This is a genomic window from Streptomyces sp. WMMB303 (assembly GCF_029351045.1).
Lineage (GTDB): Bacteria > Actinomycetota > Actinomycetes > Streptomycetales > Streptomycetaceae > Streptomyces.
This window is the reverse complement of record NZ_JARKIN010000001.1, coordinates 3010510-3034257: the sequence shown is the minus strand read 5'-3', so window position 1 is coordinate 3034257 and position 23748 is coordinate 3010510. Positions and strand designations below refer to the sequence as shown.

Below are 23748 nucleotides of genomic sequence, written 5' to 3'. Positions count from 1 at the left end.
TTCCCCGTGTCACGCCTCCAGCAGTCCCAGTTCCGTCGTCAGATTGTGCCGGGCCGCGGGCTCCCAGTGGTCGCGCGCGTAGTCGGTACGGAAGAGGTGGGGCAGGCCGAGGAGTTGGCGCAGGACGGTGGAGCGGCCCTCGCGAAAGGCGGCGTCGGGGACGAAGGCGTACTCCTGGCGGATCTCGGCGGCGTAGTGCGCGTACTGCTCGGGGGTGCCGGCCAGGACGGCGAGGTCCGCGTCGCAGAGCAGTTCACCGTTGAGGTCGTCTCCGGCGGGGTCGTGGGTGACCGTGAGGCGGACGAGGCGGGCGACCTCGGCGGTGCGGGCCGCCGATACCCCGGCCTCGGGCAGCGCGCGTTCGGCCAGGCGGGCGCTGCGCTCCTCGTTCTCGCTGCGGTCGGGCCGGTAGACGGCGTCGTGGAACCACGCGGCCAGCCGCACGGCGACGAGGTCGGGGCCCGCGCCGGCGCCCGTGCCGGTCCCGGGGCCCGCCTCCCGCCCCGGGGGAAGGCGCGCGGCGAGCTCGTCGACGCGGTCCAGCACGGCGCGCAGGTGTGCCGGGCCGTGGTAGCGGCGGTGGGGTTCGGCCCAGCGGCCGAGCAGGTCCTCGCCGTAGGGCGCCGGGTCGGGGCCGTCGGCACCTTCGCGGGCGCTGATCAGCAGCGCGTTCCAGCGGTCGAGCAGCTCCGGGTGGGCCGTCGCCGGGGCGGGGAGCGCCGTCTCCGGGGCCGGACGGGCCGTGTTCGGGCGTGCGGTGTGCGCGGGTTCGGGCGCCGTCCCGTCGCCCGGTGGGCCGGACGCGGGCGGGGGCTCTGTCGTCGACATCGGGCAATTGTGGTCCCGGGGGAGTGCCGTCTTCCAGCGCCTTCCGCCGTATGGCACTCTGTTGCGCATGTCTAGACCAATTCTCGAGGTGGTCGCGCTCAGCGCGGAAGACGCTGTCGCAGCGGAGGTCGGGGGAGCGGACCGCCTGGAGGTGGTCACCGACATGGCCGCCGACGGTCTCACCCCGTCCCTGGAGACCTACACCGCCGTCCGGGACGCCGTCGGCATCCCGCTCCGGGTGATGCTGCGGCTCGCCGACGGCTTCGGCGCCGGGGGCGACGCCGGGATCGAGGACCTGTGCGCACGCGGAGCGGCGCTGCGCGCGGCGGGCGCAGCGGAGTTCGTCCTCGGCTTCCTCGACGAGGCGGGGCAGGCGGATCTGCGCGCCGTCGAGGCCGTCACGGCCGCCGTACCGGGGTGCCGGTGGACCTTCCACCGCGCCCTCGACCGCGCCGCCGACCGCGACGCCCTCCGCAAGCAGCTCGCCGACACGCCCGGCCTGGACACCTATCTCACCGCCGGCTCCCCGGACGGGGTGACCGACGGCTTCCGGACGCTCTGTGCCGAAGCCGCCCGCACCGCGGCGGAGGAGCCGGGCTACGGGCCCCGGCTGCTGGTCGGGGGCGGGCTCTCGCTCGACCACGTCGCCGGACTGCGCCGGGCCGGCATCGACGCCTTCCACATCGGCAGCGCCGCCCGCCCCCGCGGCTGGGCCGGCCCGGTCGACCCCGCCGCCGTCCGCACCTGGCGCCAGGCCCTCGACCGGGACTGACGGCACCGCGGCGGAGCGGCAGCAGGCGGCGCGGCCGGTGGTCGGACCGCTCGGAGCCGGGCGTCGTGTCGGCGGGCCGCCGCCGTGAGGTCGCTGCCCGGTGCCGGTCCCGCAGCAGGGCTGAACTACTCGGAGCCGGCCCGGGCGGCGTCGGTCGTGGCCACGTCCGGGGTGCCCGCCACGCATCCGGCGGTCGCCGTGGCCCCGGCGGTCGTGGTGGCCGTAGCGGCCGGGGCCGCCGTGTGCACCGTTCCGGCCGGTCGGCGGCGCCTGGCCCGCACGAGGCCGTCCTGCCTGTCCCGGATGCCCCGCGCACCCGGCGCGCCGTCCTGCGTGCCGAGGCCGCCGCGGACGGTACGTCCGCCGCGGGGAGCGTCCGCGCCGGTGGCCCCGTCGCGCAGCACGGCGGTCGCGCCCGTCAGGACGAGGGCGGCGACGGTGGCGCCGAACACGGCGGAGGCGGTGTCGAGGGAGGTGGCGTCGCTGAGTGCACCGGCGGCCACCGGCAGCGCCCCGGCCAGCAGGTAGCCGCCCGCGGTGAGGGCGGCGTTGGCCTCGGCCAGGCGTGCGGCCGGGACGTCGGAGCTGAGCATGGTCAGGGCGCCGAGTTGGGTCAGGCCCTGGCCGAGTCCGGCGAGGACGGCGGAGGCGACGAGTGCCGGGACCGAGGTGGTGCGGACGGCGAGGACGAGCACGGCCATGCTCGCCGTGGTCAGTGCGGCGCCGGTGAGCAGATCCGTGCGCACCCGCAGCCTGCGTGCGGCGAACTGGATTCCCGTCGCGGCGGCGAACAGGACGAAGATGGTCGCGCCGGAGAGGATCCGGCTGCGAGTGTGCAGCAGGTCGGCGAGCAGGGTGGGGCCGAGGGAGAGTACGAAGCCGGTCGCCGCGATCGCGGGTGCGAAGACGCCCAGGCCCAACAGGAGCTGACCGCGGTTGGCCCGCGGCGCGGAGGGGATGCGGACCAGTCGGCGGGGGGCGCCGGGTGCGGTCGTCTCGGCCCGCGGCGGCAGCGGCATCCGGACGACCACGGCGAACGCGGCCAGCAGCAGGCCGATCTGGACCAGGAAGACGGTGACCGAGGGGCCGGGTACCAGTTCGGACAGCAGCCCGGCCAGCAGCGGGCCGACGGCGGCACCGCCGACCATGGAGGACGAGGCGATCAGTCCGGCCGTGCGCTTGTGCGTGCGATCCGCGAGGTCGGAGACGGCCGCCATCCCGGCGGAGAGGAACGCGCCGACCGCGATCCCGCTCAGCAGCCGGGCCACCAGGAGCACGGGCACCGAGTGCGCCGTGGCGAACAGCACCGAGGCCAGCAGGCCGAGCAACAGTCCCGGGAGCAGCACCGGCTTGCGGCCGTAGCGGTCGGAGAGGGTGCCCGCGACCGTGAGGGTGCCCAGCAGTCCGGCGATGTAGGCGGCGTAGACCGCCGTCAGGGCGGCTGCGGAGAAGCCGAGCCGGTCCTGCCACAGGACATAGAGCGGCGCGGGTTCGTTGGAGAGGGCGAGGACGGCGACGACGGGCCAGGCGGCCAGCCACATCCAGCCCCGTCGGGGGGCGGAGGGGGCCGGCGGGGCGGAAGCGGACATGCGGGAACTCCTGGGCAGGGGAGGGCATGGACACAGAGAGTACGAGTGGACTCGTACAAGTAGTACGAGAGAATTCGTACCAGTGGCAGTAGTACGATGCAAGTCGTACTGCTGGGCCGCGTGCGGTCGGCCGCACCACCGCCCGCCGCCACGCGCCCGCCACCAGCCGACCGCCGCCCGCGACCCGCCGAAGGAGGAGCCCGTGAGTGACGCGGCCCTCGACCGGGAGTTCCGTATCCCGCCGCCCCCAGCCGGCACCGAGATTCCCGAACCGTTGCCCGAGCCCAGCCGGGACGAGATCCGCCTGGAGGCGGTGATGGCGGCGCTCAGCGACCCGCTCCGGATCGGGGTGGTCCGCAAACTGCTGCTGGAGTCGGTCGACTTCGACCACACCTGCACCTGGTTCGGGCTGGAGCGCCCCAAGTCCTCGCTGACCCACCACTTCCGCACCCTGCGCGAGGCGGGCCTCGTCCGGCAGCGCCAGTACGGGCCCTCCCGCCGCAACCAGGTGCGCATCGCGGACCTGGAGGCGCGGTTCCCCGGCCTGCTCGCCCTGATCGCGGACTGGACCCCGGCCGCGTAGTCGTCGCCACCCGGCCCGGTCGCGCCGGGTGGCGGCGACGGCGGCTGCCCTGGGCGACTCCGCCACGCAGGTGGCGCGGAGGCGGCCCGGCGGGGGCGAGGACGGCGAACCGGCGGGACGGGCAGTGGCCAGGAGGTCTGAGGGAACCGCTTCGGCGCGAGGGGCGAAGGACAAGTGAAAGCCCAAGTGTTCGAGCATCGTCCCTTGGACGAGAGGAGCCCCGATGACCGTCGGACCAGGCGTCCGCATCGGCACCTTCGCCGATGCGGAGAGCGACGCCTCAGTGATCGCGCGGTCCCGGGATGAGCCCGAGGCGTTCGCCGTGCTCTTCGACCGGCACGCCGACGCCGTACACCGCTATGCGGCCCGCCGCCTCGGCGGCGAGGTCGCCGACGACCTCATGGCGGAGACCTTCACCACCGCATTCCAGCAGCGGCATCGCTACGACCCGGACCGCGGCGCGGGCGCCCGGCCCTGGCTGTTCGGCATAGCGACCAACCTGGTCGGCCGGCACCGGCGGGCCGAGGCCCGCAGGTTCAAGGCCATGGCCCGGGTCCCGGCCCCTGCCGACCACGACGAGCCGATGGCCGACCGGGCCGCGGACCGGGTGGGGGCGCAGGCCGTACGCCGCGAACTGGCGGCGGCGCTGGCCGCGCTGCCCGCTCGGCACCGGGACGTGCTGCTGCTGGTGGCCTGGGGCGGTCTCGGCTACGAGGAGGTGGCCCAGGCCCTCGGTATCCCCGTGGGCACGGTCAGATCACGGCTGCACCGGGCTCGCAGCAGGCTGCGCGAAGCATTGGGCGGATCCGATCCGACGGCACTGCGAGAGGTATCCGACCATGAGTGACGAACTCGAACTCTTGAGGGAGTGGGACGCGGACGCGGCCCCGCTCACCGATCCGGCCCGGGACCGGGCCCGGCACCGGCTGCTCAACGCGATGGCCCACGCGGATCAGCGCACCGGCCCCGGCCCCGGCCGCCGCCGGGCACTGCGCCTCGCGGCGGCCGCGGTGGTCGCCACGGCGGTCACGGGGACGGCGGTGCTGGTCGGCACGGACGGCTCCGGCGAGGGAGGCACCCCCAGTACCGGCACCCCGCGGATGGACAACGCCGCCGCGACGGTGCTGAACGGGGCGGCGGCACGGGAGCGCAAGCACGAGAAGAAGCCGGTGGTGCCGCGCGACGACCAGTTCATCTACTCGAAGCGGATCATCAAGGAGACGGAGCAGAAGACCGGCGAGGTCGAGACCTACACCGACGAGATGTGGGAGTCGGTGGACGCCTCCAAGCGCTCCTTGAGCATGGAACTGGGCCGCGAGATGTGGGAGGAGCCTGCGGGGAAGGGCGAGGGGGTGTGGCCACCCCGGAAGTGGAGTGGGCTGAAGAAGCTGCCCCAGGACCCGGAGAAGCTCATCTCGGCCCTCCTCTCCGTCGGCGGCTCCGACGACCGGTCGTTCAGCGAGCGTCCCGAGTTCGACCGGTTCCGGGCCTACTTCCTGCTCGGCGCGCTCCTGAAGAACCCGGTGCTTCCCCAGGGACTGCGCCCCGCGGCGTACGAGGCGCTGGCTCTTGTGCCCGGCGTCGAGACGATCCCGGGCGTGAAGGACTCCGCCGGGCGGTCCGGGGTGGGGGTCGCCTACACCGAGCGCGGGCCCTACCAAGGCAAGTGCCTCATCTTCGACCCGGAGTCGTATGAGTTCCTGGGGTTCCGCGACGTACGGACCTCGGCTTCCGGGAAGAAGAAGTACACACAGATGTCGCACGTCGTGGAGTGGGGGATCGTCGACCGGGTGAAGCAGCGCCCGTAGGCCGCTGTCCGGCGGCCGGGACCTGCGGGCCCGCCGGTGCGGACTCGAATACCGGTGTGCGTGCGAGGGGAATCCGCTGGAGAGTTGCCGCGCATTCCCCGACGCACGGATTCCCACCCGGCGGACGTCGTTCTCCGGGTGGGAATCGGATCGGTTCCGCGCGAGGGAACCCCGCCGGCTCACCACTCTTTGCAGGCGGTCCCGAGAATCTGCTGGTTGTCTACGCGCTTGATCGATCCGCAGCTTCGGCTGCCGGTTCCGCTGCCGTAGGTGGCGTTGATGCTGAAGCTGTGTCTGCAACTGGTCCCGGTGCTGCTGCCGCCGCAGATCATCTGGTACGACTTGGTCGGCGAGGTCGAGGCGTAGTAGGTGAATTGGTACTCGGCGGGGCCCTGTGGTTCGGGGACTCCGTAGATCGTGACCGAGTCGACGTGGGTTCCGCTGCCGAAGATCACCATTCCCACATTGCGGTCGAAGACTGCTTCGTCGGCGGATGCCGGCGCGGATGCCATGACTGTCGCCGCCCCCGCCGCGACCACTGCACCGATCAGGTTTCTGACCCTCATGTTCCCCAACCTCCCGTTCAGTCCCGAGAGCGCCGATTCGCATGGCGCGGTTGCGAGGTGAAGAGTACATGCAAAGGTCGGGGATTGTTGTTCGTCGGCGTGGGAATTTGTTGGCCCTTTTTCACGGCGGGTGCGTTGTCGCAGTTGGAGTATCTCTCGCCTGAGTGTCCGGCGTCCGGAGGTGCTTCGGCTATGTACCCTGAATTGGTTCTCGGGTGGAATCTGTCACCACGTCGACATAAGTTCTCATTGCCGTGAAAAATCCGCCCCGCCTGCGTCGCCGCTGCCCTGCCGGGCCTCGCGGCCCACGCTCCCCGGCACGACACCGTCTGTGCAGCCGACGCCTCATGCGCCTCCGGCAGCCTCCACCTTCTCGGCGTCCCTGACGAACACCACTCCGTCCATCTCGCCCAACTGGACCGGGGCGAGCGGGGCGTAGCCGAACCAGGGGGAGACGCGGGCGGCGGGGCGGGGTTCGCCGAGGGCGGCGGCCAGCCCGGCGGGGTCGACGACGCAGTGATCCTGCGGGAGCGCGTAGAGGAGCCCTTCGAGGGTGTCCGGCGGCGGTGTGTCGACGCCCCGGTGCCGGATCGTGCCGAGCGCCGTGGCCAGGACGGCGTACTCCGTGCCCAGCCGGGACTGCGCGAGCGCGCCGGCGCTCCACCACTCCACCTGCCCCTGCCACATCCGCATCGTGCTCTTCGCCCGCTGGAGGTGGGAGTTGTGCGCGTGGACCAGCACCGGGCCGCGGGCGGCGAGGGCGAGGAGGTTCTCGGCCATCATCGCGTCCCGCAGTCCCACCAGCCGCGTCATCCGGTTCGGCGAGGTGTCGGCCATCGAGGAGTGATAGCGCAGCAGGCCGGTGGCGCTCCGCGCGTACAGCCGGGCCCGGTCCCAGCCGTCCCGCGAGGTCGCCGCGATCAGCTGCGGGGTCTGCTCGTCCAGCAGTGCCACCAGGTCGTCGGCGAGCAGCCGCAGTTCGCCGGCCTCGGCACTCCGCCCGAAGGAGCGGGCCGGGTCCAGCATCGCGTCGGGATGGGTCCAGCGGTCGTCGGCGCCGAGCAGGGTGTCGAGCGCCTCCGCGGTACAGGGGAGCAGGTCCGGGTCCCCGTGGGCCGCGAGGTAGCGGTGCAGTGCGGTAAGGGCCCGCCGGGGGCTCTCGGCGCCGGTGATCTCCAGCGGCCCGTCGATGCCGGCGAAGCGGACCTGTTCGGACGCGGGGAGGCCGTCGTTGTGAGCCCGTATCCAACGTACGAGTGCGTGGTTGGCGGGGGAGGCGCCGCGGCCGTGGCTGAAGCCGCGCTCCATGACGTCGTCGAGGGTGCCCGTGCCCGCGGTGACGTGGTCGTCCACGGCCAGGCCGCGCAGGCAGTCGCTCTCCAGCGCGATCGTCCGGTAGCCCTGCTGCTCGACGAGTTGCCGGAAGAGCGTGTTCCGCACCTCCAGCAGGGCGTCCTCGCCGTGGGTGGGTTCGCCCAGGGCGAGGACCCGGGGCCGGCCGGGGAGCAACTCCATGACGGCGGCCGCCTCGACAGCACGGGCCGCGTCCTTGATGTCAGTAGCCATGCCCTCAACGGTATCGTTGAACCTTCGGTGGAAACCTTTCCGCGATGCTTCCGCGCTATCGTCGCTTCCATGAGGAAGAACCTTCAAAGTCCGGAGCGGCTCAGGCCGGTCGATCTGGCCCGCGGACACGGTCTGTCCACGCAGGCGGTCAGGAACTACGAGGCGGACGGCATCCTGCCGCCCGCCGACCGCACCGACCACGGCTACCGCACCTACACCCCGCTGCACGCGCGGGCCCTGCGCGCCTTCCTCGCCCTGCTGCCGGGCCACGGGCACCGGGCAGCAGCGTCGATCATGCGGGCCGTCAACGAGGACGCGGTCGAGGAGGCGCTCCGCCTCGTCGACGAGACCCACGTCCAACTCCTCGACGACCGGCGGACTCTCCAGGCCGTGGAGAGCGCCCTGCGGGACCTGCGGTCCGCCGGGTCGGGCCGGGCCGCCGGTTCGGCGGGACCGGCCGGAACGCCCGGGGCCACGGACGCAGGCGGCAGGTTCATCGGGCCGCTGGCTGAGGAACTCGGCATCCGGCCCGCGACGCTGCGCAAATGGGAGGCCGCGGGCCTGGTCAGCCCGCGCCGCGATCCGCAGACCGGGTACCGGGTCTACGACGACGCCGCGGTACGGGACGCCCGGCTCACCCATCAACTCCGGCGCGGCGGCTACCTGCTGGAGCGGATCGCTCCGCTGATCGCCCAGGTGCGGGCGGCCGGCGGGCCGGAGCCGCTGGAGGGCGCACTGCGCGACTGGCACGGCCGACTGGCCGCCCGGGCCCGGGCGCTGCTCTCCGGCGCCGCCGCACTCGACTCCTACCTCACAGCGCGCGAACGCCGCGGATGAGTCGCCGAGCCGGAACGGGTGAGCCGCCGCACCACACCCCCATCCCCATCCGCGTCCCCATCCGCGGCACCGGAGCCGGATGCGGTGCCGCCCGGTGTCCGGCCGCCCGCGACGGGCTCGGCGTCCGGCGGCGGCTCAGACCGCGGCCGTCGCCCGGGCGGACGCCTCGGCCACCGCCCGCGCGAAGCCGTCCGGATTCTCCACGGGCATGGGGTGCCCCGCCGCGGGGACGGTCAGAATGTGCGCTCCCGCCTCCACCGCGTCGCCCTCCTCCGGGTAGGGGCGGCTCAACTCCCCGACGAGAAAAGCCTTGGGCCCGTCGTACTCCACGAACACCTGCCCGAGACCCGGCGAGATGCCGCGTACCAGGCCCACCGCGCTGCGGTGGACCGCGAGCGGGTCGGCAGCCCGCAGGGTGGCCAGATAGCCGGGGTCGCTCTCCCCGGCCGTGAACTCCGCCATGCCCCGGGTGGCGAACTCCTCCTCCGGCCACGCGACGATCTTCCTGCTCCACGCCCCGCCGCCCGGCCGCAGGTTGGCCTCGGCGAGGACGAGCGCCCCCACCAACTCCGGCCGACGCGCGGCCAGTGCGAGCGCGACAGCGCCGCCCATGGAGTGCCCGACGAGCTCGGCGCCCCGGATTCCGTCCGCGTCCAGGACGGCCGCGACGGTGTCGGCGTGCTCCTCCAGCGTGTAGCCGAAGTCCGCGGGCCGGTCGCTCCAGCCGAAGCCGAGCAGATCCACCAGCAGCGACCGGTGACCGGTCGCCCGCAGCGCGGGGTGCGCCGCGGCCTCCGAGCAGTCGAACGTCGCACTCGCCCCGAGCCCGTGCAGGAAGACGCGTACGCCCTCGCCCTCGCCGGGCAGCTCCGCCCACCGCAGGTACGCTTCCGCCCCCGCCCGGCCGACCACTGCCTGCTGCCTCATCCGTCCTCGCTCCCTCGTCATCCGGCCGTCGCGGGCGCCCGGGACCTCGCGCCTGCCGCCCCGACGGCGCACCCGTCTTGCGAGGCGTGCCTGCCTCCCGGCCACGCGTCGCGGCCCGACCGGCGCGTCCGCCGAGAGGCTCCGGTAGGGCGCGCCGGGTTGCGCACCGGGCGCGGCGGTCACCCCACGGTCAGCGCGCCGTGTCGCCCGGATCGGCGTTGCCGCCGCACAGGACGACGACGACCCGCTCGCCGGGGGACGGCACGTAGGGCGCGCTCTGCCCGTCGGCTCCCTCCGGCGCGGCGACGGCGCCCCGGACCGCGGACACCGCGGACACCGCGGTGGCCGCCCCGTTCTCCACCGCCAGCCGGTACCGCTCCCACAGCTCCCGCCGGGCCGAGACCACGGCCTCGTCGCTCACCAGCACCGACCGCACATTGCGGGTGCCCGCGGCCGCCAACGCCATCGGAGAGGCCCGCCGGGCGCCCAGCGAGTCGGCGGCGACGGAGTCCACCGGCACATCGACGACGCGCCCCGCCTCCAGCGCGGCGTTCAGCGCCCGGCACCGCTCGGGCTCCACGGCCACCACCCGGATCCCGTGGTGCTGCGCCGCCGCGGCGACCCCGGCGAACAGGCCGCCGCCGCCCACCGACACCACCACCGTGTCGACCAGCGGCACCTGGGACCGGATCTCCTCCACCAGCGTTCCGGCACCCGCCGCGATGAGCGGATGGTCGTACGCGTGCGACGCCAGCGCCCCGGTGTCCGCGGCGAACGCCTCGCAGGCCGTCGCGGCGTCGGCGTACTCCGTGCCGACCAGCCGCACATCGGCCCCGTACGCGCGCAGCCGCTCGACCTTCACCTGCGGCGCGGTCTCCGGCAGGAAGACCGTGGCGGGCACGCCCAGTCCGCGCGCGGCCCATGCGCACGCGAGCCCCGCGTTGCCGCCGGAGGCCAGAGTGACGCCCGCCGCGGGAAGTTCCTTGCGCTCCCGGTGCGCGAGCAGGAAGTTGAGCGCGCCCCGCGCCTTGAAGCTCCCGGTGTGCTGCATGAACTCCAGAGCGAGGAACAGCTCGAAGTCCGGGGCGCCGGGCGCGCCTCCGGTTCCCGCAGCGCCGACGCCCGCCCCGACGTCCGCGCGGGCGACCGCGACGGGGCGGACGCCGGTGCCGACCCGGTCGGCTGCGATCTTGACATCTCCGTAAGAAAGATGGTGCACGGCGCGACTCCTGGACGTGCTCGGACGTGAAGGGACAAACGACTACGTTACGGCTACGTTACGACCTCCCGGTCACCGCCCCGTACCCGGTCGGCGCTTGTGCCGCCAGCGCCTCCGGGAGCGGCCGGGCGTGCACCACGACGAGCCCGGAGACCGCCCGGGTCAGCGCGACGTACAGCCGCCGCAGCCCCGTCCGCTCGTCCGGCTCCCCGGCCACGACCGCCGCGGGCTCGTCCAGCACCACGTAGTCGTACTCCAGCCCCTTGGCCAGCGCGGCCGGTACGAGCGTCAACCGGGCCGCCGCGCTGGTCTCCGCACCGGGCGACAGCCAGCCGAGCCCCGCAGCGCGCAGTGCCTCGCGCAGTGCCGGGAGCCGGGCCTCCGCGGCGATCAGCCCGACCGACCCCTCCCGTTCCAGCGCCTCCCGGCACGCGTCCACCACCATCCGGTCGGCCGCGCCCGGGTCGTCCGCGCCACCGGGGACGGGCCGCACGGCGAAGCCCCCCGGCGACTCCCGCACGGAGGTCGCGGGCCGCAGCCCCGGTGCGATGCCGGGCAGCAGCCGCGACGCGTACGCGATCACCTCGCGCGGCACCCGGAACCCTTCGGTCAACTCCTCCACCGCGGCGCCCGGTTTCCCCAGGTGCTCCAGGGCGGCCTCCCAGCTCTCGGTCGCCCACGGCGTGGTGCCCTGCGCCAGGTCGCCCAGCACCGTCGCCGACCCGGTCGAACAGCGCCGGCCCACCGCGCGGTACTGCATCGCGGAGAGGTCCTGGGCCTCGTCCAGCACCACATGCCCCAGCGAAGGCGTCCGCTGCACGGCGTCCGCGGCCTCGTCCACCAGCACCGCGTCCGCCGCCGACCAGCGGGCGCTGCGGACACCGCGCGGCGCCTTCTCCCACCGGATCGCCCGCTGTTCCTCGGCGGTGAGCAGCCCCTCGGCCTGCTCGGCGAGGAACTCCGCGTCGGACAGCAGCCGCAGCACGAGCCTGGCCGGATCGACGGGCGGCCACACCTGACGCACCACCGCCTTCACGGCGGCGTTCCGCGCCACCGCGTCCTGCACCCGGTCGTCGGGTGCCTCACCGGCCCGCTCCATCCGCACCAGCACGGCGTGCGCGATCCGCTGCGGCAGTGCCTCCCGGCCCGCCCCGTACCGCAGGCCGCGCCCCAGCAACTCCTCGACCAGCTCAGCGATCTCGTGCGCCGGGACCCGCCAGCGCCGCGAGCCGCGCACCACCACGCACGGCTCCGCCGGAAGCGGACGCACCCCCGCGCGCACCGCCCGGCGCAGCACCCGGGCCATCCGCGCGTCACCCTTGACCCGGGCGGCCTCCGCACCGTCGACCGCCCGTACGGCGACATCGGGGCGCGCCACCAGCGCCTCCACCGTCGTCTGCCGCACGGCCACTTCGCCCAGCGCGGGCAGCACCTGCTCGATGTAGCGCAGGAAGGAGTCGTTCGGGCCGATCACCAGCGCGCCGGTGCGGGCCAGTTGCTCGCGGTGCGCGTACAGCAGATAGGCGACGCGGTGCAGACCGACCGCCGTCTTGCCCGTCCCCGGGGCGCCCTGCACGCACACCGTCCCGTCGACACCGGCCCGGACGATCTCGTCCTGCTCGGGCTGGATCGTCGCGACGATGTCCCGCATGGGCCCCACCCGGGGGCGCTCGATCTCGGCCTGGAGCAGCGCGCTGGTCCGTCGCGCCCCCGGCGCGCCCCGGCCCTGCTCCGGCACGTCCGGCTGCGGTCCGTCGGCGCCCGACGGCGCGGTGAGCCGCTCGTCCTCGTAGGCGGTCAGCTCACCGCCCGTGTATCCGAAGCGGCGGCGCAGCGCCACGCCCTGCGGGTCGGTGGGGGAGGCGCGGTAGAAGGGCTGCGAGACCGGGGCGCGCCAGTCGATGACCATGGGGTCGCCGTCCGCGTCGTGGACATGTCGCCGGCCGATGTGGAAGACCTGTCCGTCCGTGTGGTCGAGCCGGCCGAAGAACAGCGGCGTGTGCGCGAGATCGGCCAGCGCCGCGACCCGGGCCTCGATCCCCGCGGCGAGCGCCTCGGCGTTCACCCAGTTCGCGGTCACGTCCCGGATGTCGAGTGCCTCGGCGTCGGCCCGCATGGCACGGAGCGCGGCTCGCGAGGCCGCCAGATGGGCCCGCTCACGGGCGAGCGGGCCGCCGGGCGCGGGATCGTCACCGGGCGGTTGCCGGTCGCCGGGCCCGTGGCCGACAGCGGCCGCGGCTTCGCTCTCGGCAACGGCCCCGGGCAGGTCGCCGGGCCCGGGTGCGGATCGGTCGGTCATCGGGAAGCCTCCGGGAAGCACGGGCGCCCGCGCGCCGCACGCCGGGCGGGCGTGGCCGGCCCCGGTGGCCCGGCCGGGGGCGGCCCGGGCGAGGCGGGGGACGGGACGCACGGCTCGGCACGCGGGTGCGGGCGTACGGACGGACAGGTCCGCGCAGCATCGCCCGCGGATCCGCGGAGACGGATCCACGTACGGTTCCACGCGTGAGCCCGACCGGTTTCCGTGCGGCGGGCGCCTCGCGCCGAGAGGGGCGTCGAGGGGGCAGACGGGGGATTGTAGCCACCGGACGGCGAGTGGGCGATCTTTTTTCCGGGTCCGGAACCCGGCAGCGGGCACCCGGGAGCGCAGGGTTCCGCGTGCTGTCCGGCGGCGGCGCGGGCGGAGCCGTTTCGGTCTCCGGGCGGTGACTCGATTAGGGTCGACGCCCGGCGGCAATCAACGGCGATCCGGGACGGCCCGTCCTCCCGGTGGCGAGGAGGCGGCACGGGTGACTGGCAGCGGCGCCCCGCGTACCGGGCCCGCGCACGCCGCGAACCCGCCTCCGGGACCCGCCCCCGTCGCAGGCGCGCACCCCGCCGCCACGCGGCCCGTGGCCGTGCGGCCCGCTCCGCGCACTGTCCGGCACCGCGCCCGGCGCCGCGCCGTACCGGGCCGTCTCCCCGCCGCGCCCGCCCGGCTCCGGGCCGTACGCGCCCGCCCCTCGTCTCCGCGGGCCGCGGCCGTGCTCTCGCCGCCGGCGCGCGCACCGGCCGGCCCCCGGGCCGCCCGTCCGGGCCGCACCCGTCCGGACCCCCCGATGCCGGGCGCGGCGGTGCCGGACCGCTCCGCGACGCTGACACCGCGCTTCCGCCGGGCGAGAATCAGCAGGGGCGGCCGGATCGAGCAGCCGCCCGCCCGCCCGGCAGAGCCCCCCGGCGGGCCGGGCCGGGGCCGACGACCCCGCAGGAGCAGCCCCCGGAGACCGGAGGACCGACGGGTGGCAGGGGCCGCACGGGGACGACGGACAGCCCTCCGGCCGGTCCCGCCGACAGGCACCCCGCCGACAGGCGCCGGGACGGCCGCCGACCAGAGCGTGAAGAGGCCCGAGGAGGCCGAGTGCGAAGCACCATGCAGGACATCCCGCTGACCGTGAACCGACTCCTCGTGCACGGCGCGTTCGCGCACGGGACCGCCCGGGTGACCACCTGGACAGGGACCGCGGGTGGTGCCGAGCCCGACCGCCGCACGTTCCTCGACACGGGCGTCCGCGCCGCCCAGCTCGCCGCCGCCCTGCACGACGACTTCGGGGTCGCGCCCGGAGACACCGTCGCCACGCTGATGGCCAACACCGCCGACCACCTGGAGGCGTATCTGGCCGTGCCCTCGATGGGCGCCGTCCTGCACACCCTCGACCCGTGGCTGCCCGCCGACCAGCTCGTCGCCGCCGCGGTGCGCGGCGACGCGCAGGTGCTGATCACCGACCCGACAGGGCTCGCACCGCTGGCCTCCGTGCTGCCCCGGCTCGGCCACCTGCGGCATGTGATCGTCGCCGGCGGCAGCGACTCCGCGGCCGTCGTCAGCGGCGGCACCGCCTACGGCGCCGAGGTCCACAACTACGAGGAGCTGATCACCGACCGGCGCAGACACTACGACTGGCCCGCGATCGACGAGCGCGACGCGGCGGTCCTCTGCCACGCCGCGTCCGGGGACGGCACCGCGCCGCGCGGGATCGCCTACAGCCACCGCGCCCTCTACCTGCACGCCCTCCAGGCGCAGACCCCGCAGGCGTACGGCATCGGCGAGGACGATCTGGTGCTGCCCGTCGTGCCGATGTCCCGGATGCTGGCCTGGGGGCTCCCCTACGCCGCGTTCGCCGGCGGCGCCTCGCTGCTGCTGCCCGGCACCTACGACCAGCCCGCGCCGCTCGCCGAGATGGCCGAGCGGGAGCGGCCCACGCTCGCCGTCGCCGACCCGGCCGTATGGGGCGGCATGCTGGAGGAGCTGGCCGCACACCCCCGGGATCTGTCCTCGCTGCGGGAGGCCGTGGTGGTGGGCGGCCCCGGCGCGGAGCCCGGCGGCACGCTGCTGGCGCAGGAGCTGCGATGGCGGCACGGCATCAGCGCGGCGGCGGCCTGGGGAGCGCCCGAGACGCTCTCCCCGGCCTGCGTGGCCCGGCCCGCGGCCGGCCACTACCGGTTCCCGGCCTCGGTCGAGTACGGCGTCACCGGGCCCGATCAGACGCCGCTGCCCTGGGACGGGCAGTCCGAGGGCGAGCTGCTGCTGCGCGGCCCGTGGATCACCGCCTGCTACGTCGAGGACGCGGCGCCGCTGCACGAGGGCTGGCTGCGTACCGGCGAGACGGCGGCGATCACCCCGGACGGCCGGGTCGCGATGAAGCCCCCCGAGGCACCCTCGCCGGAAGGCCGCTAGCCCCGCGGGAGCCGCCGCCTGTGCGGGGCCCCGCCCGTGTGGTGCCCCGGCCGGTGCCGGGAGGGGCCGTAGAAGGTCTCCGCCCGGCCGCCGTCGGGCCCTACACCTCGTCCGGCTCCTCGGCGCTCCCCGCGCTCCCGGTGCCCTCCGGGTCCGGGGCCGGCAGGTCCACCGAGTCCACGATCCGGTAGGCGTACCCCTGCTCGGCGAGGAAGCGCTGGCGGTGGGCGGCGAAGTCCTGGTCGATGGTGTCGCGGGCGACCACCGAGTAGAAGCGGGCCTCGTGCCCGTCCGCCTTCGGCCGCAGCACCCGGCCCAGCCGCTGGGCCTCCTCCTGCCGGGAGCCGAAGGTCCCGGAGACCTGTATGGCCACGGTGGCCTCGGGCAGATCGATGGAGAAGTTGGCGACCTTCGAGACGACCAGGCAGTTCAGCTCGCCCGCGCGGAACGCGTCGAAGAGCTTCTCGCGCTGTGCGTTGGTGGTGTCGCCCTTGATGACCGGTGCCCCGATGTGCTCGCCCAACTCGTCGAGCTGGTCGATGTACTGGCCGATGACCAGCGTCTGCTGGCCCGCGTGCCGGCGCACCAGCGCCTCGGTCACCCGCCGCTTGCTGTCGGTGGTCGCGCAGAAGCGGTACTTCTCCTCCGGCTCGGCCGTCGCGTAGGCCAGCCGTTCGGAGTCGGTGAGGGTGACACGGACCTCGACGCAGTCGGCGGGGGCGATGTAGCCCTGGTTCTCGATCTCCTTCCAGGGCGCGTCGAACCGCTTGGGGCCGATGAGCGAGAACACATCGGACTCGCGCCCGTCCTCCCGTACCAGCGTCGCCGTCAGCCCGAGCCGACGGCGGGCCTGGAGGTCGGCGGTGAACTTGAAGACCGGTGCCGGCAGCAGATGCACCTCGTCGTAGACGATCAGGCCCCAGTCGCGGGAGTCGAACAGCTCCAGATGCGGGTAGACGCCCTTCCGCTTCGTGGTGATCACCTGGTAGGTGGCGATGGTGACGGGGCGGATCTCCTTCCGCGTCCCGCTGTACTCGCCGATCTCGTCCTCGGTCAGCGAGGTGCGCCGCACCAGTTCGTGCTTCCACTGGCGGGCCGAGACCGTGTTGGTGACCAGGATCAGCGTCGTCGCCTGCGCCTTGGCCATCGCCCCGGCGCCCACCAGCGTCTTCCCGGCGCCGCACGGCAGGACGACGACGCCGGACCCGCCGTGCCAGAAGCCCTCGACGGCCTGCTGCTGGTAGGGGCGCAGCGACCAGCCGTCCTCCTCCAGCGCGATACGGTGCGCCTCGCCGTCCACGTACCCGGCCAGGTCCTCGGCGGGCCAGCCCAGCTTCAGCAGCACCTGCTTGATCTGCCCGCGCTCGGACGGGTGCACGGCCACCGAGTCCGGGTCGATCCGCTCGCCCACCAGCGGCTGGATCTTCTTCGAGCGCAGCACCTCCTCCAGCACCGGCCGGTCGGTGCTCGTCAGCACCAGGCCGTGCGTGGGGTGCTTGCTGAGCGAGAGCCTGCCGTACCGGGCCATCGTCTCGGCGATGTCCACCAGCAGCGCGTGCGGCACCGGGTACCGCGCGTACTCCACCAGCGCGTCCACCACCTGCTCGGCGTCGTGCCCGGCGGCCCGCGCGTTCCACAGCCCCAGCGGCGTCACCCGGTAGGTGTGCATGTGCTCCGGAGCCCGCTCCAGCTCCGCGAACGGCGCGATGGCCCTCCGGCACGCCTCGGCCAGCTCGTGATCGACTTCGAGCAGCAGCGTCTTGTCGCTCTGCACGATGAGTGGACCGTTCACGTACCTACTTCCCTTCCGCGCGCGCCAATCCTCCAGTCTGCCTTATGAGCCGCAGTACGGGCGGGAGGTACGCCACACACCCGGAGCACCGGCCGTCTCGCATTCAGAGTTCTGGCACTCTCCGCAACTGGGCACTTTCGTTCAGTTCATGTGTCTAAGTGGTCGACGAAGATTCCGATGAGAATGCGCCCGTCCAGCTGCTGCTCAGGTAGTGTGAAGTGCACGCGGTTCCGCGCAGGGTGCTGCTTTGCGTGCCACTCGCAGCGATAAGTCTCTCCACCGTGCTCCACGTCCCGTTGCCGCATCACCTTTTCTTTGGCCCGGGTGTTCGGGCTCTCCGGCGACAGGTCGATCCCGAAGCGGCCCAGTTCGGCCTGGACGTGACTGGGCAGCCCGGAGTGCCGCTCCAACGCGTCCGAGAAGTGGTCGTCCAGCACCGCGAGGACCTTCGCCACCCAGCCACGCAACTCCCGGTAAGTTCCGTCGAACTTCCGGAACGACAGGGTGTCCGCGAGGACAAGACCCGGGAAGGCATCCGCCGCCAGGGCGAGGAAGAGGTGCTCTGGCACATCTTCGCGTTCATACAGGCTGCGCCAAAAGGCGGTGAGCTCACGGGCTGCGTGCAGGAAGTACAGCTCTGTCTCGGTGTCAATTGTCGGAAGGCTGACCCGTTGCCACCCACTCATGACGGAATTTCCCCGAAACAGGAGGCAGGCCGTGGTGCGGCCGTCCAGCGTGCGACGCAGCGCATGGCCCAGAGTCCAGGCGAGTTCTCGGACCTGTCCGGCAAGGTGCACCGTATCCGGGACGTCCGTGATCTCGTCTGTGTCCCATGTGTGACAGCGGTCCATGAGCAGGGCGGTTCGGCGCCGGACGTCGGGCGACACCGTGTCACCCGGGCCTCCCCGTACGTAGAGGAACTCGGACAGATCGCAGCCGTCCAGGCATGTGTGCTCGTGCCACCACTCCGCCACGGCTACTGGCCGTTCGCGGAGGATGTCCGCGAGTGCCTCATTGAACTCATCCAGTAACTCGGTAAGCCGGTTGGGCCCCAGCTCTCGGAAGTCGAAGCTGGTCTCGTCGACGACCACCCGGTACGAACTGGTCCGGTGTGGTTCACCTTCGGCGACGGGCACGTGCCAGCCTCCCCAGGTCGTCCTCGATCTGGTCGAAGAAGCCGTTTGGCCAAGTGGCCAGTTCGCCCCGCGAGGTCAGTTCGATGGGAACGGTCTCCTGTCGGCCGAAGAAATGCACGATCGCCTCTTGTGACGACAACGGCCCTCCTTCGGCGACACTGAGTCTGGCGCCGTTGAGAACGTGGTCGCTGTGGGTCTCTATGACTACCTGGACCCCGCTGCCGGCGACCTGCGCCAGAAAGCGGCCCATGCGGGACTGCCCGGTGGGATGCAGGTGTGCCTCAGGGTTCTCTACGATCAGGACATCGCCGGGCTCTGTCATAAGCCCTGCGACGATGATGGGCAGGGCGTAGGAAACGCCGAAGCCGGTATTGGCCGGGCGGATTACCTCGCCGTATGGCCCGGCCTCCCTGAAGCGGATGGTGCTTGCGGCGATTCCTGGTGCCCACTGTGCTGTGATCTGAAGGGGGCGGATGACGTGCGAGGCCCATGCCTCCGCCTGGGTGCGCAGGAGTGGCACTTCCCAGTCTTGGTGCCGCAACGGTTCGCGAACGGTCAGCCGTCGTGTGGTCAGCCTTTCCTGATGGAGTGCCAGTACCTGTGCAGTGTGTTCCCCGCGTACGCCGACTCCGAGTTCGTCGGGCGGCTCGGCCGACACGGACAGCAGGTCGCGGGGGCCGAGACGTTCTGCGCAGAGGTAGGTGAAGCCGCTTCCTGGCTGTCCGAGGACGAGGGGAGGTTGCTTGGGCGACCTCTCCACCGTGAGGTGCAAGGCGCGCTCACTGGGGATACCGAATCGGTAATCCCAGTCGGTTTCCGTTCCGGCAATTCGGATGCGCACACCGAATTCGGGCTGCCCTGCTGCCGGGTGCAACAGTTCCTGCGCCTCGCCGAGGGCCAGCTCATATGGCCCGTTGAGCTGAATCGTGCTGCTGGTTGCCTGGGCCGCCTGACGAGCCAGTAGCAGAGCTTGAACGACGGTGCTTTTCCCTGAACCGTTGAGACCGGTCAGTACCGTTAGCGGACGCAGGTCGAATTCAGCGTCCGAAAAGCACTTGAAATTGCGGATCCTCAGTGATGTGATCACGCGCCGGCCTTCGCGTCCTCAGCCGCTGCCTGGAAACGGTACTCGACACGGCGTCGGTCGCTGGTGGAAGCGGTGATGGCATCGAGATATTCGATATCGTGGGTCATTCTGTCCCGGGCAGCCGCCACGATGGCTGTCCGGCGGCGTTCCAGATCCTCCGGGGTGTATGGGGCGAGTGCGATCGACCAGATCTCGAAGAGTGCCCTGTTGATCGGATTGCGACCCGTCACACCTTCCGGCCATTTGCGAAATGTGTGCTCTCCGAATACCAGATGAGCGTTGGACATGGCTGAACGGAACGCCTCATACAGGTCGTTGATCCGGGAATTGGGCAGCTCCTTTGTGTTGTCCAGCAACTCCGTGGCCCGCTCCAGAAAAAGGTCCATCGCTGGCCGTTCCATGTATGCATCCATACCTAGCAGCCAAAAGGCCGCGAAGCGAAGCGCCATCTCACGGTCGTTCATGCGGATATGACCGCCGATGCCGTTCGTCGCCGTGTTGAACTCACTCATGGACGTCATGGTTTTGAGGGTGTCGCGGCTCCGTGCCCGGCTCATGCAGTGACGGATCTCTTGCGCATTGAGCGGGGTGCCGCCGGTATTGATGCGCTTGAAGATGTCGTACATGACATCTGACGGTGTCGTCGGGTCGATGACGTTCACCACAAGCTGGGTATTGTAGATTCGGCGCTGCCACTGCAGGGGGAGGTCTGTGAAGGTTTTTTCGTTCTCGTCGAGATACTCCAGTCCCTTGAGTCTGAACCCCTCCCCCCTTTTCCGCGCGAAGGCGTGCAGTGTTGACAGTCGTTGCAGGCCGTCGACGACGCGGAACTTACCTTGGCTGTCCTCGGCGAAATAGAACGCGGGCAGCGGGATCTGCAGCAGCACAGATTCGACTAGCCGCGACTTCTGCTCTGTTTTCCACACCTGGCCGCGCTGGAAGTCGGGGGCCAGTTCCAGTGAGCCCTCGTCGATCATGTCCAGGATGTTGCGAAGCGAAAACTGGTTGGTGGACACACGAATCAACGCGGGATCCCATGGCCTGACGATCGACCCGTCAGCACCGCCGTCTCCCTCGACCTCGACTCCTGTCGCCAGGCCGTCGAAGACGTCTTCCACCACCTCAGGTTCTTCCTGCGCGTGAGCCGTCGTCATACGGGCGATCCTATCGGCGAGGCGCCGTGGCGGTTCCCTACTCTGGAGAGACGTCGGACAGCCCGACGGAGTACGTCCATCAGCGCCGTTCAGCGTGGGCGCCGCACTTGATCGCCTGCATGATCAGGGGCCACCGTTCACGCGTCACCCTTTCGACGTTCCGGCTCTGCGGGCCGAACGTCCAGTGTGCCTCAGCCCGGCCACGGCCCGGTCCCACTGTGCGGCGCACCTCACCCGCCTGTGCTGCACACCTCACCCGCCGGACGCGGGAAGCCCGTGCCGCCCCCTGCCCCGCCGCCGAGTGGCGGTCAGCCCTCCGCGACCTCCGCGACGCCGGTGATGCGGTGCAGGGGGTAGGTGCGGACCTCCTCCGCGGTGTGGTCGTAGCCGGTGACGAAGCCGCCCTCGACCTTCACCGGGGCGATGACGCGTTGCGAGGCGGCGCCGTCGGCGTTGACGTAGCCGATCCACACCGGGGTGCCGGAGAGGGTGGCGGACTGCATCGTGGCGAGGGTCTCGGCCATGACGGTGCGCGGCGGACCGCTCTCGGGCGGTGCGGCGGTGGGCGCCTTGGGCTTGTGGGCCAGGGTGGCGGCGTGGTCGCCGGCCCGGATGGCGCGGACGGCGGCCGCCAGCAGGGACCCGTCGGGCGGGGGCGGGCCCTCCGGTACCGGTTCGGGCGGGGTGCGGGGTGGTGCGCGGTGCGCGTCCGGGCGCGCCAGCAGCACATCGCCCTCGGCGGACTCGGCCGCGGGCGCGTACCCCGCCTCCCGCAGCTTCGCCAGGAGCTGGTCCGGCGGCGCGGGCGAGGCCAGCACCGTGGGGGCGAGCCTGCGCAGCCGCAGCGGCGCCGAGCGGCGGTCGGCGAGCAGCTCGGTGAGCAGGGCGTCGTCGTCGCAGCGCACGTACGAGGAGGCGGCTCCCACCCGGACCTGTCCGTGGCGCCGGGCCACGTCGTCGACCAGGTAGGTCAGCGGCTGCGGCACCGGCGTACTGGAGTGCTCGGCGAGGAAGGCGTGCAGGTCGGCGGCGGTGCGTCCGGTGTCCAGGGCGCGGCGCACCGAACCGGGCGTGAAGCGGTAGACCGTGGCGCCGCCCTTGGACTCCACGTCCGCCAGCACGGCCAGGAACGCCGCCAGCTCGCGCTCCAGCGGCCCGGGCGCCACGGCGGTCAGGTCCGCCTGCAGCAGGACCTCGGTCAGGGGTTCGGGGAGGTGCGGGGCGAGCTTCGCGGCGACGGCCCGTGCGGCCTCGCCGGTGGCTCCGGGCGCCCGGTGCGTCGCCCCGCCGTCCTGCTCCGCGACCAGCAGGGGACGTACGTAGGAGGCGAGGGCGCCCCGGCCGGTCACCCCCAGGGTCTCCGCCTCGTCCAAGGTCCAGTCCAGCAGCCGGGACCGCAACCGGCGTCCGCCGTCGCCCTCGCCCGCTCCGGCCGCCGCACCCGAAGCCTGTCCGGCGGGCTGTTCCGCGCGGGCCGCCGCCCGGTTGCCGAGCAGGGGGCGCTCCCAGCGCAGCCGGTCGCGCAGCGTGTCCCGGTCCGGGGCCGACCCGGGCGCCAGCTCGGCGAGCCGGGCGAGGGCCCGCTGCCGCACCTCGGGGGCCGGGCCGCGGTCCAGTCCGGGGCCCAGCGGCGCCAGGTTCCGGCCTCGCGGGTCCCGCTCGCCCACCAGTCCGGCCGTGCGGGTCGCCGCGTACCAGGCCGCGGCGAGCGCCGCCCACCGCTCGGCGGGCGCGGCGCGGAGCCAGTCGTCGTAGGCGGGGGTCGGTGCGTACGCCTCGTCGGCCTCGCCGTCCGAGGCCACCAGCCCGGCCACGTACGCCAGCTCGATCCAGCCCGCGGCGGCCGGTTCGGACACGTCCAGCGCGGCGGCGGTCCGCTTCAGGTCGCGGACGCCCAGTCCGCCCGCGCGCAGCACCGGCGGCGGCTCCGCCTCCCAGAGCCCCAGCAGTTCCTCGACGGTGGCCACCGCGGCCATCGCCTGCCCGGCCGCCGTGGCGTCCACGGTCCCCGGCTCGTAGGCGCGCGCCACCTCGACCTGCGGCGCGGTCGGCTCCAGCACCCGGTGCGCCCGGCCGCCGCGCAGCTGAAGGGCGGCCTCCCGGGGCAGGACGACACTGCCGGGCGCGCCGGGGCCGCCGCCCGGCTCGGCGCCGGTCGGTACCAGCAGGGCGCGGTCCAGCAGCCAGCGGACCGCCGAGGGCGGCGCCTCCAGGTCGACCGTGCCGTAGGGCGGCCCCCACTCCAGCTTCCGCAGCACCGCCTCGGCGCCCTCGGGGGCCCCGGCGAGCAGCTCAGCCATCCGGTCGGGGTCGTCGAACAGCGCCGCCAGCGCGGCCAGCGCGCTGACCGGGTCGTGTGTGCCCGCCAGTCCCGCCGCGGCCAGCATGTCCTGCAGCCGGGAGGGCGAGGGCTTGGCCGGTCCGGCCGCTGCCACCGCCTCCGCGAGGGTGGGTCCCAGGCCGGTGGGGGAGGGCGAGGTGAGCAGTTCGCGCGCGGTGCGGACGAGTCGCGGCCGCTCCTGCGGGCCCCACACCAGGGCGCGGGCCCGTAGCTCGGCGAGCGCCGGGCGCAGTCGTGCGGCGGCCTCCGTGCCGGGGAGCAGCCGGGCCAGGGCCGCTTCGGCGGTGGCCGCCCCCTCCTGGGGTGGTGTCCCGGGCGGTGGGGGAGCGCCGGGGGCGATCGCGAGCGCTTCGGCCGTCTGCAGCGTGAACCGGTCGAGGTGCTCCAGCGCCCGGACGACGGAGGCGCGGGTGCCCGCCCGGGTGGCGAGCTGGGTGAGGTCGCCCGGAACGGGGGAGAGGAGGTCGGGGCGGGCACGCAGCAGCGCGGCGAGCGCGCTGTCGTCCCGGGCGCGGAGATCCTCCGCGAGGGTGCGGGGCCCGGACGCCGACGCCCCCGGCGGCGCGTCCGGCTGTGCGGAAGAGCCCCCGTTGTGCTCACTGCTCATCCTCCCCACGGTAGCGGCACGCGGCGGCACCCCGGCCCCGAGCGCCCGGTGGCATCCCGCCCCCGCCGGGTGGGCACCGCTGCGGGGCGGGGGTGCGGGCTGCGGGCGTGGCCGGAATCAGGGTCCGCGGGCCGGAGCGGGCGTTCCGCCGAACGGCGGGCACCGCACCGGCCGGTACTCCCTTCCGGGCGGGTTCGCGCGGTACCGTCGGTGCGGAGGGCTTGAAGG

The 23748-nt window shown here is 73.4% G+C and carries 18 protein-coding genes; 6 read left to right on the top strand and 12 right to left on the bottom strand.

What is annotated here, in order from left to right; all coding sequences use genetic code 11:
• Positions 1–9: 9 nt before the first annotated feature.
• The gene (locus P2424_RS13495; RefSeq protein ID WP_276475998.1) at positions 10–828 is read right to left on the bottom strand and encodes a hypothetical protein; all 819 of its coding nucleotides are present in this window, start codon (positions 826–828) and stop codon (positions 10–12) included.
• 67 nt (positions 829–895) lie between these two features.
• On the opposite strand from P2424_RS13495, the gene P2424_RS13490 reads away from it, so the two are divergent.
• Positions 896–1600 carry a copper homeostasis protein CutC gene (locus tag P2424_RS13490; protein ID WP_276475997.1) on the top strand — a complete coding sequence of 235 codons (705 nt, stop codon included), beginning with the start codon at positions 896–898 and terminating at the stop codon, positions 1598–1600.
• 125 nt (positions 1601–1725) lie between these two features.
• Here the strand turns inward: P2424_RS13490 and P2424_RS13485 are convergent, their stop codons facing one another.
• Entirely contained in the window at positions 1726–3189 is a 1464-nt protein-coding gene (locus P2424_RS13485; protein ID WP_276475996.1) for an MFS transporter, read from the bottom strand.
• Between the two features lie 202 nt (positions 3190–3391).
• On the opposite strand from P2424_RS13485, the gene P2424_RS13480 reads away from it, so the two are divergent.
• The 3 genes from P2424_RS13480 to P2424_RS13470 all read left to right on the top strand — a co-directional run bounded on the left by P2424_RS13480 (position 3392) and on the right by P2424_RS13470 (position 5580).
• Entirely contained in the window at positions 3392–3772 is a 381-nt protein-coding gene (locus tag P2424_RS13480) for an ArsR family transcriptional regulator (RefSeq protein ID WP_276475995.1), read from the top strand.
• Between the two features lie 223 nt (positions 3773–3995).
• A complete protein-coding gene (locus tag P2424_RS13475) occupies positions 3996–4619 on the top strand; it encodes an RNA polymerase sigma factor (protein WP_276475994.1) in 624 nt (207 codons plus the stop codon).
• Positions 4612–5580: a CU044_5270 family protein gene (locus tag P2424_RS13470; protein WP_276475993.1), complete on the top strand. Its 969-nt coding sequence runs from the start codon at positions 4612–4614 to the stop codon at positions 5578–5580. The genes P2424_RS13475 and P2424_RS13470 overlap by 8 nt, the downstream gene beginning before the upstream one ends.
• 179 nt (positions 5581–5759) lie before the next feature.
• On the opposite strand, the gene P2424_RS13465 is transcribed toward P2424_RS13470, so the two are convergent.
• Both P2424_RS13465 and P2424_RS13460 read right to left on the bottom strand, forming a co-directional pair.
• Positions 5760–6146, bottom strand: a complete 387-nt coding sequence (locus P2424_RS13465; RefSeq protein ID WP_276475992.1) for a hypothetical protein — start codon at positions 6144–6146, stop codon at positions 5760–5762.
• A gap of 345 nt (positions 6147–6491) precedes the next feature.
• On the bottom strand, positions 6492–7712 hold the full coding sequence (locus P2424_RS13460; RefSeq protein ID WP_276475991.1) for an erythromycin esterase family protein: 1221 nt from the start codon (positions 7710–7712) through the stop codon (positions 6492–6494).
• A 69-nt stretch (positions 7713–7781) separates the two neighbouring features.
• On the opposite strand from P2424_RS13460, the gene P2424_RS13455 reads away from it, so the two are divergent.
• On the top strand, positions 7782–8549 hold the full coding sequence (locus P2424_RS13455; protein ID WP_276475990.1) for a MerR family DNA-binding transcriptional regulator: 768 nt from the start codon (positions 7782–7784) through the stop codon (positions 8547–8549).
• Between the two features lie 135 nt (positions 8550–8684).
• Here P2424_RS13455 and P2424_RS13450 read toward each other — a convergent pair whose 3' ends face one another.
• The 3 genes from P2424_RS13450 to P2424_RS13440 all read right to left on the bottom strand — a co-directional run bounded on the left by P2424_RS13450 (position 8685) and on the right by P2424_RS13440 (position 12994).
• Positions 8685–9476, bottom strand: a complete 792-nt coding sequence (locus P2424_RS13450) for an alpha/beta hydrolase (protein ID WP_276475989.1) — start codon at positions 9474–9476, stop codon at positions 8685–8687.
• Positions 9477–9666: 190 nt separating this feature from the next.
• On the bottom strand, positions 9667–10695 hold the full coding sequence (locus P2424_RS13445) for a serine/threonine dehydratase (RefSeq protein ID WP_276475988.1): 1029 nt from the start codon (positions 10693–10695) through the stop codon (positions 9667–9669).
• A gap of 58 nt (positions 10696–10753) precedes the next feature.
• Positions 10754–12994 (bottom strand): ATP-binding domain-containing protein, encoded by a 2241-nt coding sequence (locus P2424_RS13440; RefSeq protein ID WP_276475987.1) that lies wholly within the window; start codon positions 12992–12994, stop codon positions 10754–10756.
• Positions 12995–14089: 1095 nt separating this feature from the next.
• Here P2424_RS13440 and P2424_RS13435 point away from each other — a divergent pair.
• Entirely contained in the window at positions 14090–15403 is a 1314-nt protein-coding gene (locus P2424_RS13435) for an AMP-binding protein (RefSeq protein WP_276475986.1), read from the top strand.
• Positions 15404–15503: 100 nt separating this feature from the next.
• On the opposite strand, the gene P2424_RS13430 is transcribed toward P2424_RS13435, so the two are convergent.
• From P2424_RS13430 to P2424_RS13410, 5 genes are all read right to left on the bottom strand, one after another.
• The gene (locus tag P2424_RS13430; RefSeq protein WP_276475985.1) at positions 15504–17195 is read right to left on the bottom strand and encodes a DNA repair helicase XPB; all 1692 of its coding nucleotides are present in this window, start codon (positions 17193–17195) and stop codon (positions 15504–15506) included.
• 146 nt (positions 17196–17341) lie between these two features.
• Positions 17342–18331, bottom strand: coding sequence for a hypothetical protein (locus tag P2424_RS13425; protein WP_139141058.1), 990 nt, complete (start codon positions 18329–18331; stop codon positions 17342–17344).
• Positions 18312–19418, bottom strand: coding sequence for a DUF3696 domain-containing protein (locus P2424_RS13420; protein WP_276475984.1), 1107 nt, complete (start codon positions 19416–19418; stop codon positions 18312–18314). Before P2424_RS13420 ends, P2424_RS13425 begins: the two co-directional genes overlap by 20 nt.
• On the bottom strand, positions 19415–20572 hold the full coding sequence (locus P2424_RS13415; protein WP_276475983.1) for a DUF262 domain-containing protein: 1158 nt from the start codon (positions 20570–20572) through the stop codon (positions 19415–19417). Before P2424_RS13415 ends, P2424_RS13420 begins: the two co-directional genes overlap by 4 nt.
• A gap of 308 nt (positions 20573–20880) precedes the next feature.
• Positions 20881–23520, bottom strand: coding sequence for a helicase-associated domain-containing protein (locus P2424_RS13410; protein ID WP_276475982.1), 2640 nt, complete (start codon positions 23518–23520; stop codon positions 20881–20883).
• Positions 23521–23748 lie beyond the last annotated feature (228 nt).

Excerpts from the sequence above, each read along its gene's own strand:
- P2424_RS13495 (WP_276475998.1), bottom strand. The coding sequence starts at position 828 with ATGTCGACGACAGAGCCCCCGCCCGCGTCCGGCCCACCGGGCGACGGG.
- P2424_RS13490 (WP_276475997.1), top strand. The coding sequence starts at position 896 with ATGTCTAGACCAATTCTCGAGGTGGTCGCGCTCAGCGCGGAAGACGCT.
- P2424_RS13485 (WP_276475996.1), bottom strand. The coding sequence starts at position 3,189 with ATGTCCGCTTCCGCCCCGCCGGCCCCCTCCGCCCCCCGACGGGGCTGG.
- P2424_RS13475 (WP_276475994.1), top strand. The coding sequence starts at position 3,996 with ATGACCGTCGGACCAGGCGTCCGCATCGGCACCTTCGCCGATGCGGAG.
- P2424_RS13470 (WP_276475993.1), top strand. The coding sequence starts at position 4,612 with ATGAGTGACGAACTCGAACTCTTGAGGGAGTGGGACGCGGACGCGGCC.
- P2424_RS13465 (WP_276475992.1), bottom strand. The coding sequence starts at position 6,146 with ATGAGGGTCAGAAACCTGATCGGTGCAGTGGTCGCGGCGGGGGCGGCG.
- P2424_RS13460 (WP_276475991.1), bottom strand. The coding sequence starts at position 7,712 with ATGGCTACTGACATCAAGGACGCGGCCCGTGCTGTCGAGGCGGCCGCC.
- P2424_RS13455 (WP_276475990.1), top strand. The coding sequence starts at position 7,782 with ATGAGGAAGAACCTTCAAAGTCCGGAGCGGCTCAGGCCGGTCGATCTG.
- P2424_RS13450 (WP_276475989.1), bottom strand. The coding sequence starts at position 9,476 with ATGAGGCAGCAGGCAGTGGTCGGCCGGGCGGGGGCGGAAGCGTACCTG.
- P2424_RS13440 (WP_276475987.1), bottom strand. The coding sequence starts at position 12,994 with ATGACCGACCGATCCGCACCCGGGCCCGGCGACCTGCCCGGGGCCGTT.
- P2424_RS13415 (WP_276475983.1), bottom strand. The coding sequence starts at position 20,572 with ATGACGACGGCTCACGCGCAGGAAGAACCTGAGGTGGTGGAAGACGTC.
- P2424_RS13410 (WP_276475982.1), bottom strand. The coding sequence starts at position 23,520 with ATGAGCAGTGAGCACAACGGGGGCTCTTCCGCACAGCCGGACGCGCCG.